The sequence below is a fragment of the Flagellimonas lutimaris genome, assembly GCF_003581615.1.
GTDB lineage: Bacteria > Bacteroidota > Bacteroidia > Flavobacteriales > Flavobacteriaceae > Flagellimonas > Flagellimonas lutimaris.
Genome location: NZ_QXFH01000077.1, coordinates 308,296 through 323,309, shown reverse-complemented (window position 1 = coordinate 323,309; position 15,014 = coordinate 308,296). Strand labels below are relative to the sequence as shown.

The window sequence follows — 15,014 nt, the reverse complement described above, 5'->3', positions numbered from 1 at the left end:
TTGTATCTTATATTTGACGAGATACTCGTTAAAATTACTTTTTTATCGATAATAAGCTAGTTAATCAAAACTGTTCAATAATAAACTCCGATCTCCTATTCCTAGCGTGCTGTTCCTCTGTGCAACGGACACCGTCCCCACAATCGTTTACCAATTGGGTTTCACCAAAAGCTTCATGACTCATCCTATTTTCAGAAATTCCTTTTGCAATTACATATTCTACAGTACGCTCAGCTCTTCTTTCCGAAAGCCATTGATTATATTTTTTAGTGCCCCTTGAATCTGTATGTGCCGTGACTTTGATAATTAAGTTTGATTCATCTTTCATTATGGCAACCAACTGATTTAACAACTCTTTATCTTTAGAGGTCAAATAGGAGGAGTTCAGCTTAAAGTAAACATTGCCCAAATCATTGATTTTAGTTTGGATTGCAGCTCTTCTTGCTTCCTCCGCCTCTCTTTTTGCTTTCTCTGCAGCAGCTAGTTCAGCAGCTTCCTTTTCTTTTTGTAGACGTTCTGCCAATTTTTTGGCTTTCTCCACCTCGGTAATGGAGTCTTGGATACGCTGTTGTTCTTTTTCTAGTTCTTCCAACATAGCCAATTTCTCCTCTCCCTTTCTGGAAAGTCCCTTCTCTACCTCAAACCTATAGGCTACACCGAGTGCATGTTGAATGTGGTTTGAAGCATTTTCGGTATCCATGGCCCATTTTCCTGTTGAATTGAAATCCAACCCCCAATGATCAGAGAACCAGGTCCTAAAACCTATGATTGCGTTGTACGTTCCCCTTCCCTGATTATTGGCATCGGTATATCCAGCGCCAATTCCGATATAAGGGTCAAAAAAGCCGGTTTCACCCAAAATCATGTTCAAATCGTAGCTCACCCTAAAATCAAGGCCCCAATAATCTATATCTTCGGGATTAACTACATTATCAATAATCTTTCCTTCTTTATATCGGTTATAGGAACCAATAGCTTCTAGTCCGAGACCGTTTTTAAAATAACGCCCTACACTCACTCTGGATGGGTAAGGAACCATGTTCCACCCTTCTTTAAAATCGAAAAGTTCACCAAATTCATCTCCAGAATCATCAACAGCATTTGCTCCTAATGTAACAAGCCAGTAACTTTGTACTATACTATCTTTTTTTGTCAATTCAACATCTTGGGCATAGGTCAGAGCAGAAAAGATTAGCGCAAAGACCATCATTAACGGTTTAGAAATGTTCATTTTTATCGATTTGAGGTTATCGACTACAAAGCTAGGTCAACCATTCAATAAACAGAATTTTGCACTTTCAAGTGCGTTAATTTTCGATAAGAAGTAAAAAAGATTTTGAAAGCGCTATTTATCAATCTTTTGGAAAGTGATGGTTTTATCGACCAAAGGCATTTTGTACAGATAAAATGGAAAGTATATAGATTGAATAGTTGATTCTTTTTGTTGCTTTTCTTTGATTATTTCAACAGCGATAGAAATCTCATTATCAGTTTCTTTTAGTTTTGACAACATAGGCGTTTTTCTGCCTCGCTGCTCCCCCAAGCACACCAAAATCACTGTCTCTTTGGAAAAGTCGATAATCGGTACAGGAAGTCCTGGTTTACGGGTTTTGTTTATTTCGGCATAAAATTTCCGTAATGATTTTCCGTCCCTTATCACTCTTGTGTCAAAGGCTTCTATATTGGTGAAGTCATCATGGTCTACCAACTCCATATCTTCTATTTTTTCACCTACAAGGGATTGTTCATCCTTTTGTGCCTTGCATGAAAGCAAACAAACAAATGATATGAATAAAAGAGACCTCAATGTTAAAATGTATTTTTAAAACGGGATTTAAAAGCTTTCTCATAAAGATCCTCATACAATGGCAAAATATGGACAATATCAAACTTGGATGCCACATTAAATGCATTTTCTTTGAACTTTTCCAAGGTATTGTCATCTTTTAAAATCTCAATGGCTTTTGTTGCCATGGTTTCCACATCTCCCACATCTGCCAAGTAACCCGAGACTCCATCTATATTTACTTCCGGAATACCGCCTGTATTACTTGAAATAACGGCAACTTTGTTAATCATGGCCTCCAAAGCAGCCAAACCAAAACTCTCGGTTTCCGAAGGCAAAAGGAACAAGTCGGAAAAACAAAGAATTCTATCAATCTCATTACTGTTGCCCAAGAAGAGTACTTTATCCTTTATTCCCAAGGCGTCGCACATATCTTCAGCTTTCTCCTTTTCTGGACCTTCCCCCACCATAATAAGTTTAGCGGGAATCTCTTTCTGAATCCGATGGAATATTTTTATTACATCAGGAATGCGTTTTACTTTTCTAAAATTACTGATATGTGTAATGATACGCTCATCCTCCTTGGCCATCATAGAGCGTTGACAATCGGTGTAATTATTACTGTACTTAGTGGTTTCAATAAAGTTGGGAATTACCTCTATTTCCTTTTCAATATCGAAGAGTTTTAAGGTTTCATTTTTTAATGCTTCGGAAACAGAAGTCACAACGTCAGATTTATTTATACTGAACGTAACTGCTGGCTTATAAAATGGATGTTTGCCCACCAAGGTTATATCGGTACCATGAAGCGTAGTGATCATGGGAATAAAAATGCCATATTCCTGTAACATCTTTTTGGCCATATACCCTGCATAAGCATGCGGAATGGCATAATGCACGTGTAAAAGCTCAATATCATAAAGTTTGATGGTATCCACCAACTTACTCGAAAGTGCCAGCTCATAAGGCTGGTAATGAAACAAAGGATATTCGGGAACGTGCACTTCATGAAAATGAATATTGTTTCCCAAAAGTTCCAAACGTACAGGTTGACGGTAAGTGATAAAATGTACTTCGTGACCTCGCTCAGCAAGGGCAATACCCAATTCAGTAGCTACAACACCACTACCGCCGAACGTTGGGTAACACACAATCGCTATTTTCATAAGACAAATCTAAGGCAATATTCGTTACCTAATTAATAATGGAATCATAAATGGCCTGCTGAATCCGTGTTCGCAATCCGGATTTTATCAATAACGTATTGGTCGCAGACGGATAGGTCCTGTTGGATAAAAAGACATAAACAATTTCCGCATCGGGGTCGGCCCAAGTATAAGTACCGGTAAAACCACTATGCCCAAAACTATTTCTGGATACACATCCGCATGTGGGCCCTTTCTCCTCTAATTGCGGTTTATCAAAACCAACTCCCCTTCTTACATTTTTGTTACAGAAATAGCATGTATTGAATCTCTTGACCGTACGTGCATTAAAAAATCGTTCGCCACCATAATAACCTCCCTGCAAATACATTTGCATAATTTTAGCCACCTCATTTGCCGTACTAAAAAGCCCTGCATGCCCTCCAACTCCACCTTGCATGGCTGCTCCCATATCGTGGACATACCCCTGCACCGTCTGATATCTAAAATAGTCGTCTTCTTCGGTAGGAACTATCTCTTCTTCAGAGAATTTGTTCAATGGGTTAAATGTGGTTCGTTGCAACCCCATGGGTTTATAAAGGAACTCATCCACCAACTCATTAATAGGTCTGCTATAAGTACTTTCAATATATTCTTTAAACACGTAATACCCTACATCGCTGTATCGATATCTATTGGATTTTAGGCTTTGCCTACCAATTCTATTATAGATAGAATCCTTAAATGTTCTGGTGAGATATAAGTGTTCCGCTACCTTATATGGAAAAGCCTCGGAAGGGTTTTTTCTATAAAATTCGGATGATGGCTTTCTATCCTTGGTCAAAGTGTCCAAATAAAAAGCTATCCAAGAGGGAAGACGACCGTAATGGGACAATGCCTTTAGTACTGAAACATCCTTTAGGTCGGTGTCCGCGTATTCTGGAATCAGGTCTTTAAAGGTATCGTTTAGTGCAATTTTGCTTTCTTCTTCCATCTTCATGATCATGGGCAAGGTGGAGAGAATCTTCGTCAAAGAAGCAAGGTCGTAAATAGATTCTTCTTTAATATCCTCTTTGGATTGATAAGTGGGCTTTCCAAAATTCTTGTTGTAAATTACTTTTCCCCTTCTCGCAATCAATACCTGCGCCCCTGGAAACATCAAAGAATCCATCCCATGCTGCACCAGCGTGTCCACCTCGGCAAGCATTCCGGAGCTCATTCCTACACGTTCCGGAATACTATAGCCCAAACGTTGTATCGGTTTAACATCTACACCTGTGCCCTCTGGTAATTCGTCATGGGCTGATACAGGTAGTTTTCCTGTTGCTCCGATAGCTCCAAAAATAACTTCGGCCACCTTTTCCTGTGCTATTTCACTATTCTGATAGCCAACTACTACCCCATCAACAGTATCAAAATTGAGAACATCCAATAAGGCATAGGGTCTAGCAAATAAAGCCAAAATGGTGTTACTTGTTCGTAAACGCGAAATTTCCTCCAACCAAAAAAGTTCGTTTTTTGAGAATCTATACCCTTTCCAAGGGCTTGAATTGTCTTTATGGAAACCAATGATAACCAAATTGAAATTCGCTAGTTCCTTTTTATATTGAGCAATATCTTTGGCTTGAATATGGGTTACTTTGTAATACTTATTCAGTGTTTTTAAAAAAGGGGCTCCAGAATCATCACCAAAGTGAACATAGGCAACTTTTTTATTGTCCAATTTCTTGATGGGCATCAAAGTAAAATTGTTCTTTGCAACCGTGATGGCACCTTCAATAGCCTCTTCATAAATCACATCATTTTCGATACCGTTTAAGTCTTCGTACAAATTTTGCAAATCCACGGGCTGATAATTGTACAGCCCTGCTTTGTATTTGGCCATCAATATTTTTTTAACTGATTCAGCCAGTCGTTCCTCGGTGATAGTCCCCTTATTATAGGCATCAACGATAGTTTCTTTCGCTTTTAGCACATTTTCGGGCATCAAAAGCATATCATTACCAGCTAAAAAAGCTTCAAGCTCTACTTTGCCTTCAGGAGCAAACTCGGAAACAGCCTTCATATTCAAGGCATCTGTGATGACCAAACCTTCAAAACCCAATTGGTTTTGCAATACTCCTGTCACAATATTTTTGGATAGTGTTGATGGATGTCCCTCCCTTGGCTCCAAACTGGGAACATCCAAATGTGCCACCATAGTGGAACTTAAACCACTCTCCATTACTTTTTTAAACGGATAGAGTTCTATGGTATCCAATTGTTCAACGGAAGAATTGATTATTGGCAAGGATTTGTGTGAATCGGTTGCTGTATCTCCATGGCCAGGAAAGTGTTTTCCACTGGAAAGTACACCCGCTTTTTCCATACCACGCACAAAAGCTCTTCCTTTTTGGGCCACATTTTTGGGGTCTTCTCCAAATGAACGGTTTCCAATGATGGGGTTTTTTGGATTATTGTTGACATCCAAATCCGGTGCAAAATTGATATGTACTCCAAGACGTTTGGCATGTTTTCCAATTTGATAGCCTACTTTTTCCACAATAGTACTATCCTGAATTGCACCCAAGGTCATGTTCCATGGAAATGCATAGGTAGAGTCCAGGCGCATGGCCATACCCCATTCCGCATCGGAACCGATTAACAATGGTATTTTGGATACGGATTGATATTCATTGGTCAATTGGGCTTGTTGAACAGGTCCACCAACCAAAAAGATAACGCCTCCAATACCTTGCTCTTTTACTAGGTCTTTAATTCTATCGGTTGCTGTTTTGCTCTGGTTGGAGGCAACACTGACCATAAACAACTGCCCTACTTTTTCCTGTAGGGACATGTTTGCGTATTGGTTCTCCACCCATGCCATTTGAGCAATAGAATCCTTAACAACCAATGGGTTGATTTGCCCCATGGCTTGCAAACAAAACAGTATGAAAAAGGGAAAGTAGCGATTTATCCGCATAAATATCTTGTCTAAGACCTGAACTTATTGCTGATAAAAATATTGCATTTCATCGAGGAATGCACGAAAATTAAGATAATTTATACAAATCTGGAGTGCCAGCTTTCACTAGCAGGAACCTCCCAATTTTCTAAATATTCCTGTTTGGTGGCTACCAAATTGTTAAATACAATAGTATTTGGGGATACTGATTTGGCCTTGGCTAGCTTCTTGAAATCTTTCAACGGTTTGTAAGCGATGTATTCTCCTTGCTTAAAGGATACATTCATTCTATCCAATAATTCCACATTGTACTTCTGCTCCAAACTTTGAACAAAGTGCACGGAGGCATCAATAGAACAGCCCGAAGCACTTACATTGGTCTGGTCCAGGCCTATCACGATAAATCTTTTATATTTCATTTCAAACCCAGCATTAAGGTCACTACCATGGGCTGTCCATTCCTTTAGGAACTCGGTAAGACTTTCCTCCAATCCCTTCTGCTCTTCTTCCGTAAAACTCCTATTGGCTTGATAAACCCAAATTCGTGAATGATCGGGCAATTCATTAAAATCTACTAGCATGTTTTTTCTCCGTTTCGGTCTCGACTGCGCTCGACCTGATATTTTATATTTAATTTATAGCCCTTGGGAGTTTGCCAATAATTCGGCTACATCCATAACAGCAACACTATCTTCTTTTTCGTGTGCTTTAATGCCATCGGTCATCATGGTATTGCAATACGGGCAACCCGTTGCAATAATATTTGGTTTGGTTTCCAACGCATCTTTAGTGCGTAATACGTTAATGTCCATATCACCTTTTTCCGGTTCTTTGAACATTTGGGCTCCACCTGCTCCACAACATAGAGCCGTTTTTTTATGTCGTTTCATTTCCACCAATTCCGCATTGGTTTTGGAGAGCACTTCTCTCGGTGCATCAAAAACAGAGTTCGCACGACCTAAATAACAAGGGTCATGGAACGTAATACGCTTTCCTTTATATCCTTCTCCTGTAATGGTCAGACGTCCATTATCTATAAGCTCTTTTAGATATTGTGTATGGTGGACCACATCATAATTACCTCCTAAACTTGGATACTCATTTTTAAGGGTATTAAAGGAGTGTGGGTCACAGGTTACAATTCGTTTAATTTCATAGCCATTCAACAGTTCAATGTTCATCATGGCCTGCATTTGGAACAAAAACTCGTTACCGGCCCGTTTTGCAACATCTCCAGTAGAACTTTCTTCTGTGCCCAAAACCGCAAAATCAACATCGGCTTTATTTAGTAGCTTCACAAATGCTCTAGAAATCTTTTTGGCCCGGTCATCGTAACTACCAGCAGAGCCAACCCAAAACAATATTTCTGGCTGTTTGCCTTCAGCCATAAACTCCTGCATGGTTTTAACCTTTAATTGTTCGCTCATAATTCTAGATTTATTCGTTCACCCAATTTAATCGGTCCATTTGATTATAAGGCCAAGGGGCTCCGTTGTTCTCGATGTTGGACATCATATTGTTCAATTCTGTTGGTGCGGCCGATTGCTCCATCACCAAATACCTGCGCATTTCCACAATAATGGACAATGGATCTATACTTACCGGGCAAGCCTGCACACACGCATTACAGGTGGTACATGCCCAAAGTTCTTCTCTACTGATATAATCGTCCAACAATTGCTTGCCATCGGGAACAAACTCTCCCTTGTTGGCATCCATGTTTTTACCCACTTCTTCCAATCGGTCGCGGGTATCCATCATGATTTTTCTTGGCGAAAGCTTTTTGCCTGTCTGGTTGGCCGGACATTCTGAGGTACAACGTCCACATTCCGTACAAGTATATGCGTTCAACAATTGCACCCAGTTCAAATCCATGACATCCGATGCGCCAAATTTTTCGGGCTCAGCAGTATCATCCTCTGCAGGGGCTGCAAATGGATCTGCATCGGGGTCCATCATCAACTTAACTTCATTAGTAACAGATTCCAGATTATTGAATTGTCCCTGTGGTTTTAATTTTCCGTAATATGTGTTCGGGAAGGCTAAAAGGATATGTAAATGTTTTGAATAGTAGAGATAGTTCAAAAAAGCTAGTATGCCCAAAATATGTAGCCACCACGCGGATCGTTCCACCAAAATCAATGAAGATTCTGAAAGGCTGTCCAATAATGGAACTATAAACTGGCTCACGGGGAATGTCCCAGCCTCAACATAGTGGTCCGCTCCCAATTGCTGAAGTTGAAAATCCGCAGCGTTCATAGTTAGGAACAAAGTCATCAGTACCAATTCGATGTATAGAATCATGTTTCCATCGGTTTTGGGCCACCCTTTCATTTCAGGTTTTATAAATCTTTGTATCCGTATGATGTTTCTTCTAATCCAAAAAACAATAACTGCAACAATTACCAAAAGTGCCAATATTTCAAATGACCCAATCAAAAAATTATAAAGGGATCCAAGTTGTGAAAACAATCTGTGGGTTCCTAAAAGTCCATCAAGTATAATTTCCAGTACCTCAATATTGATAATGATAAAGCCAACATAAACAATAATATGCATCAATCCAGCAATGGGCCTGACCACCATTTTGGTTTGTCCTAAGGCTATCTTGGCCATGTTTTTCCACCGTTGGGGTTTGTTGTCACTCACATCAACATCTTTTCCAAGCTTAATGTTCCTGGATAACTTTTTTACGTTACGGGCAAAAAAACCAATACCCACAATAAGGGCTATGGCAAATACGATATTGGGCAAATATTCCATTTATTGATTTTCTTTTTGTTCGGTAGAATCTTGTTTTTCAGCTGGGTCATTCTCAGGAAGTGTGTACTCTTTTTGCTTTTTGCCAAATACCGAAACATTGACGTAACGCTTTGGGTTTAGCCTAAAATCCTGTAGCAAAAGATCTAATTCTTTTGATGCATCGGCCAAATTATTGTAAAGGGCATCATCTTGATGCAATTTACCCAATGATCCTTCTCCCCTTTCAATTTTAGCCAATATGTCGTTCAATTTGCTTACCGTAGTTTGAAACTCAGTAAGTGTTCCGCCAAGATCAGAATTTACCAGAGAATCGGAGAGTTTAGAAAAGTTGGAAGTGATATAGTTCACATTTTTCAAGGAACTATCCAATTGCATTTTATTGTTGTCCAACAAAACGTTCAGATTATCTGCACTTCCCTTAAAAGATTTCACCAACGCGTTCAATGAAACTATGGTTTCTTTAAGCTGCTCTTTGGTAGGGTCGTCCAATATTTGGTTTACGTTCATCAGCAATGAGTCCGCATTCGAAACGGCACCTTCCACCTTTAACTGCAATGGAGTCAGTTTTTGTTGAACCAATTCGGTAATTCCCGGTTTTATTTTTGATTGTAGTGTATCACCAGATTTAGCCCTTGGAGCTTTATCGAAAACAGGGACAATTTGAACTCCTTTACCTCCAATAATTCCTGTATCAAAAAGTTCTGCGATACTGTTTTTAGAAAATTCAAATTCATTGCTAACGGATATGGTAACCAACAATTTACCCGAGCTGTCCTTAAATTTTATACTGGTAACATTGCCAACATTGTATCCATTTATGGAAACCTGGGTACCTGGTTGTAACCCCCCAACATTATCATAAACTGCATAAAAAGTCTTGTTGTTTTCAAAAAGCGGAGAGGATTTTAAGTAGCTAAGCCCAAAAATGAAGGCTACAATTCCAGCGACTACGATAATCCCAGTTTTGATTTCCCTGGATAGTTTCAAAAGATTCGGTTTATGGTTTAAACAAATTTAGGAATAATTATAACAAGAGTGCATTTGAAATGATTCTACTTCAATGCTGCCGTAATCGGTACCCTTACCCCATTTTTGTATGCAACAATATACGATGTGGTATATCCTTTGGCATCCGCCTGTCCCTTCAACTTTTTTGCAGCCTCATATGTACTTGCGCTGCCGTACATATATCGGAACATCTTCTTGTACGGTTCTTTGGAGAGTTCGTTCAACCCATTAAAATTACTGCCAGTAAGCGCAATGTTTTTTCCACTGGCCATCAGTTGCACTTTGAACACCAAACCGGCGCCTTGCTCTTTATTGTTATTTTCTTTTGCCACTTGAACCTCTTTGGATTGGGTAGGTTCCTGTTTGGGAGACTCTTCTATTGCCACTGTATTTTCTACAGGGGCCTCTTCTTTGATATCAACAGCTACTTCTGTGTCTTCAATTTTAGGGTTTTCCGCCACTGGGGCTACCGTAAAACCTATTTCATCCTTATAAGCAAGCACGGCATCCGCTATTGCTCCGCCCATTTCATTTTGCCCTTTTTGGGAATTCAGATAGCTACCTTCATTTTTATTGGTTAAAAATCCGGTTTCTACCAAAACACTTGGCATAAATGTTTGATGAAGCACTATAAAACCTGCCTGCTTTACCTTTCTGTCCTTTCTTTTAAGTTTTTTGGTAAAGTTGTCCTGAAGCTTTTTTCCCAGTTGAATGCTCTGCTCCAAAAACTCCTCTTGCATTATCGTCAATCCAATAATGGATTCTGGAGAGTTGATGTCATACTCTGCATAACGTTGTTCGTAGTTATCCTCCAAATAGATTACAGAGTTTTCCTTTTTTGCTACTTCAAAATTTTGTCGATTGGCGTGTAAACCCAGCACAAAGGTACCCGCACCATGTGCATCGGAATTATGGGAATCGCAATGTACGGATACAAAAAGGTCAGCGTTAGCCTGATTGGCAATTTGCCCCCTGACAAAAAGATCTACAAAAGTGTCATCGTCTCGTGTATAGACCACTTTTACATTTGGGTTTTTCTCCAATTCCTTTCCTGCCTTCAATACAATACCCAATGCTATGTTCTTCTCTAAATAGCCATTACCAAGGTTCCCTGGATCATGTCCACCGTGCCCTGCGTCCAAGACCACAACAAATTTATCTTTCGGAAATTCCCCGGTATCATTTTTGTTAAAAGAGGTCAAAGTAAGGACCAGAAGAATAATAATTAAAAATGCAAACCGACTTTTCTTCATAAGAACTGAGTAATTATAGTGTTCTGTAATGGTTAAAAATATCGTAATCCCCCATAAGTAGAACAAAAAATATATGTAAGTTTGACCCCAAAACTGGGCCGTCTAGCACAAAAATAGGATTTATCACGTTGCAACCAAATAAACATCTTTTACTTTTCCTATTTGTTCTTCTTTGTGGCATAGCAACCTTAAGTGCTCAGGAAGACCTAATTACACCTTTGCCCATAAAGGCTTCAAAAGATACTATCACCGCTCCATTATTGCCTCCCAACATCTTGAACGACTCCATTAGGGTTGATTCTGTCGATACAGATACCGTGCCAAAAAAACAGCCTTTGCTATTGGATAAAATTGAATACAAGGCAAAAGATTACGTAAAACTCAGCCAAAAGGACAATAAAATTTATTTGTACGACGAAGCTGAAATTTATTACCAGGACACAGAGCTCAAAGCTGGTGTTATTGTAATGGATTATGTAAAGAACGAAGTCTATGCCGGTCGGATGAAAGATTCCTTAGGTAATTATTCGCAGTTACCTTTTTTTAAACAAGGGGACAATGAGGTACGTCCAGATTCCATACGTTTTAATTTTGATACACAGAAAGCACTCATCTGGAACTCCAGAACAGAACAACAAGCAGGTTTGGGACAATTGGGAAGCGATGCCATGAAGGTATATGCCCAAAAGACCAAAAAGGAAAATGATTCGGTTTACTTTATGAGCGAAGGTAAACTTACCACCTCCAATGATACGGTTAATCCCGATTATTATATTAGGGTCCGAAAGGCCAAGTTTGTTCCCAAAAAGAAAATAATAGCAGGGTATAGCAATATGTATATTGTTGATGTACCCACTCCGGTTGCCTTACCCTTTGCCTATTTTCCATTAACGGGAGGAAGAGCTCCAGGAATTTTGTTCCCAACCTTTGGAAATGATCCAAGAAGAGGATACTTCATACAGAATGGGGGGTATTATCTACCCATAAGTGATTATGTGGATTTGAGTATTACCGGGGATTACTATACCAACGGCAGTTATGGTTTACAAGGAAGGTCTATTTACACCAAGCGATACAAATTCAATGGCAATGTTAACATTAGCTACGAGAACTTGGTAACCAGTCAAAAAGGGTTTGATGATTACAGTAGAACCAGTAATTATAATATTCGAATATCACACTCCCAAGACCCCAAAGCCAGCCCTAATTCGCGCTTTTCAGCCTCTGTTAACTTAGGGTCAAGCCAGTATTACACTAACTCTTTGAATCAAGTAAACCGAAATAATTCGCAGACCAACACTTTTGCATCATCCATAAGCTACTCTAAAACATTTCCAGCCTACCCGTCTGTCAACACGAGTTTAACTGTTAGCCATACTCAGAACTCCAGGACGCAGGTAATCAATATGTCCTTGCCAACCTTCCAAGCCAGCATGGAACGGATTTATCCTTTTGTTAAACGGGATGAAGTAAAAAAGGGGATTTTTGAAAACATCAACTTTCAATATGATGTAAATGCCCAGAATAGTATAACCACTACCGAGGAAAACTTTTTTAAAAGCGGAATGTTCGATGAAGCCAGAATTGGAGCTCGCCATAGAATTCCTATTGCAACCAACTTTAAATTGGCCAAATATTTAAGCGTTAGTTTAAGTGGTAACTACGAGGATGTTTGGACCATGGAAACCATTAGGCGGCAGTACGATGCTGAAACGCAAGAAACGGTGACCGATACTATCGCTGGTTTTGATCGTTTTAATCGATATAGTCTTGGAACGAGTATCGGTACCACAATGTATGGTACATGGAATTTTGGTGAGAATAAAAAAATTCAAGCCTTACGTCATGTCATGCGACCGTCCATAAGTTATAGTTATACCCCTTCATTTGAGCAGTTTTACGAATCTTACACAGATGAAGATGGGGAAGAAGTACAGTACACTCCGTTTGAGACCAGCATTTATGGTAGACCCTCTTTAAACAAAGGGAGTTCCTTAAGTTTCTCTTTACAAAACTCCCTAGAGGCAAAAGTCAGGGATAAAGACTCCACCGCCACGGAACCAAGAAAGGTGAAAATTTTAAGCAACCTTTCGTTTAATGCCAGTTACAACCTCGAAGCCGACTCCTTACAACTTAGTCCTATTAGCATGAGTGGAGCCACCGAGATTATAAAAAATTTACCCATTAATTTTGCTGCTACTTTTGACCCCTACGCCATTGACAACAATGGTAGAAGAATCAATACCCTGAACATAAAGAATGGTGGGGGCATTGCGCGTTTAACCTCTGCTAGGGTGAATACCAGTTTTTCACTGAATAGTGAAATGTTCCAAAAAGGGGGGGCAAAAGAAAAAGCTAACGAAGAAAAACAATCCGACTTTAGCGACAACCCGTTTGCCATGAATGATGTTCGAGGTTCAAATTCTCGTTTTAACAGAGGGAGCAATAATAGGAACAATAGCAACAACGAAGATCAACCCATATATAATAACAAATTACCATGGGATGCTAGGTTTACTTACGTTGCCTCCTATAATAACAATAACAGGCAAAGCGAAATCACTAACCACTCTTTAATGTTCTCTGGGAATATTCAACTTACACCCAAATGGGAAGTTGGCTTCAACTCGGGGTACGACCTTAAGGACAAAGGTTTTACAGACACCCGTTTTGCTTTCAAACGTGACCTAGGCAGCTTTAGACTGAGCTTTGACTGGACTCCATTTGGCAGGTTTGAGAGATGGTATTTTTTTATTGGGATAAAGAGTTCGCTATTAAGCGATATTAAATGGGAAAATAGAAGCCAGCGTTAATATCCTAGTGATATTTTATACCTTCAACACAAATAAAAACATCAAATGAAAAAAATAATCAATACCTCGAAGGCTCCGGCGCCAATAGGTCCTTATAACCAAGCAGTACTTATAAAGGACACACTTTACATTTCTGGCCAAATTCCAATTGACCCTGCAACAGGTAATCTTGTTGAAGGAGACATCAAAAAGGAAACCAAACAGTCCATGGAGAATTTAAAAGCAATTCTTGAAGAAGCAGGAATGACTTTTGAGCACGTGATCAAGTCCTCTATTTTTATAGCGGACATGCACCAGTTTGCTCAAATAAATGAGGTGTATGGGAGTTATTTTGACGCTGATACGGCTCCAGCAAGAGAAACCGTAGAAGTTGCCAATCTTCCGAAGTTTGTCAATGTAGAAATATCTATGATCGCGGTTAAATAGTTTCCCGATGGAATTCCACAAGACCCTCAATAGGTCTTCGACGGATAACGCCTAGAATCAAGTCGTTGCGCTCCATACAGGCGGTAAGTTCATCTCGCAAGAAATGTGCTATACTCCCTACGAAACTAACCGGAACTTTGGTGGCCAGCTCGTACTGCATGATATAATTGTTCACGAACTGTTGCAGTCCTTTCTCTATTACTCCTTTACAATAAGGATGCTCTTTGTTTTCTATAATGAAGCGCGCAAAAGTCGCTAAATAGGTGTTTGGATTGGGTTGTTTGTAAAGATGATCCTTGATAACATCTGCATCAAGGTCGTATTCCTTAGCAAATTTCATCCCCAAATCCTGTGGCATTTTATGGAAATAGTAATCACGAATCAATTTTCTTCCGAAGAAATTACCACTTCCATCATCCATAAGGATGTATCCCAATGAGGTCACTTTTTGAATCAACTGATGCCCATCATAATAACTACAATTGGACCCTGTTCCCAGGATACAAACAATACCCTGTCTGCCGATTTTAGTGGTGGAGTAGATCGCAGCATACGTATCTTCCCTCACCTCTGCTTTGGCGTTTGGAAAGAAGTCCTTGAAAATGGCTTTTAAAAAATTTTTCATCCTATCGGTTCCGCAACCGGCACCGTAGAAATATAATTGACGTACTTGTTCCTTGTTTTTGGAAAGTTCAAAGTTATTGGCCAACCTATCCTCTATAACTTCTTTGGTCAGCACTTCGGGGCTAAGGCCCAAAGTTTGGGTTACAAACAACTGCTCCCCTTTTTCATCCAGGGCAATCCAATCGGATTTAGTGGCACCACTATCCACAATCAAAACCATACGTCGAGATTTTATATTGAAATCCTGAGGAG

12 protein-coding genes are annotated in these 15,014 nt (G+C 39.6%); 2 read left to right on the top strand and 10 right to left on the bottom strand.

Going from position 1 to position 15,014, the window contains the following annotated elements; translation table 11 throughout:
• Nucleotides 1-64: 64 nt before the first annotated feature.
• The 9 genes from D2V08_RS15630 to D2V08_RS15590 all read right to left on the bottom strand — a co-directional run bounded on the left by D2V08_RS15630 (nt 65) and on the right by D2V08_RS15590 (nt 10,899).
• Nucleotides 65-1,231: an OmpA family protein gene (locus D2V08_RS15630; RefSeq protein ID WP_245980605.1), complete on the bottom strand. Its 1,167-nt coding sequence runs from the start codon at nt 1,229-1,231 to the stop codon at nt 65-67.
• A gap of 114 nt (nt 1,232-1,345) precedes the next feature.
• The gene (locus D2V08_RS15625; protein ID WP_119609234.1) at nt 1,346-1,774 is read right to left on the bottom strand and encodes a hypothetical protein; all 429 of its coding nucleotides are present in this window, start codon (nt 1,772-1,774) and stop codon (nt 1,346-1,348) included.
• Between the two features lie 35 nt (nt 1,775-1,809).
• Nucleotides 1,810-2,952 (bottom strand): N-acetyl-alpha-D-glucosaminyl L-malate synthase BshA, encoded by a 1,143-nt coding sequence (gene bshA, locus D2V08_RS15620; RefSeq protein ID WP_119609232.1) that lies wholly within the window; start codon nt 2,950-2,952, stop codon nt 1,810-1,812.
• A gap of 28 nt (nt 2,953-2,980) precedes the next feature.
• Nucleotides 2,981-5,893: a serine hydrolase domain-containing protein gene (locus D2V08_RS15615; protein WP_119609230.1), complete on the bottom strand. Its 2,913-nt coding sequence runs from the start codon at nt 5,891-5,893 to the stop codon at nt 2,981-2,983.
• A gap of 80 nt (nt 5,894-5,973) precedes the next feature.
• The gene (locus D2V08_RS15610; RefSeq protein WP_119609228.1) at nt 5,974-6,456 is read right to left on the bottom strand and encodes an ABC transporter ATPase; all 483 of its coding nucleotides are present in this window, start codon (nt 6,454-6,456) and stop codon (nt 5,974-5,976) included.
• Between the two features lie 54 nt (nt 6,457-6,510).
• Complete coding sequence (locus D2V08_RS15605) at nt 6,511-7,302, bottom strand: (Fe-S)-binding protein (RefSeq protein ID WP_119609226.1); 792 nt, start codon at nt 7,300-7,302, stop codon at nt 6,511-6,513.
• Nucleotides 7,303-7,312: 10 nt separating this feature from the next.
• Nucleotides 7,313-8,638, bottom strand: a complete 1,326-nt coding sequence (locus tag D2V08_RS15600) for a 4Fe-4S dicluster domain-containing protein (protein ID WP_119609224.1) — start codon at nt 8,636-8,638, stop codon at nt 7,313-7,315.
• Entirely contained in the window at nt 8,639-9,625 is a 987-nt protein-coding gene (locus D2V08_RS15595; protein WP_119609222.1) for an MlaD family protein, read from the bottom strand.
• Between the two features lie 65 nt (nt 9,626-9,690).
• On the bottom strand, nt 9,691-10,899 hold the full coding sequence (locus D2V08_RS15590; protein WP_119609220.1) for an N-acetylmuramoyl-L-alanine amidase family protein: 1,209 nt from the start codon (nt 10,897-10,899) through the stop codon (nt 9,691-9,693).
• A 128-nt stretch (nt 10,900-11,027) separates the two neighbouring features.
• Here D2V08_RS15590 and D2V08_RS15585 point away from each other — a divergent pair, with 128 nt between their 5' ends.
• On the top strand, nt 11,028-13,712 hold the full coding sequence (locus D2V08_RS15585; RefSeq protein WP_119609218.1) for a putative LPS assembly protein LptD: 2,685 nt from the start codon (nt 11,028-11,030) through the stop codon (nt 13,710-13,712).
• Between the two features lie 45 nt (nt 13,713-13,757).
• A complete protein-coding gene (locus D2V08_RS15580; RefSeq protein WP_119609217.1) occupies nt 13,758-14,138 on the top strand; it encodes a RidA family protein in 381 nt (126 codons plus the stop codon).
• Here the strand turns inward: D2V08_RS15580 and D2V08_RS15575 are convergent.
• Entirely contained in the window at nt 14,131-14,982 is an 852-nt protein-coding gene (locus tag D2V08_RS15575; protein ID WP_119609678.1) for an N-acetylglucosamine kinase, read from the bottom strand. The genes D2V08_RS15580 and D2V08_RS15575 overlap by 8 nt on opposite strands.
• Nucleotides 14,983-15,014 lie beyond the last annotated feature (32 nt).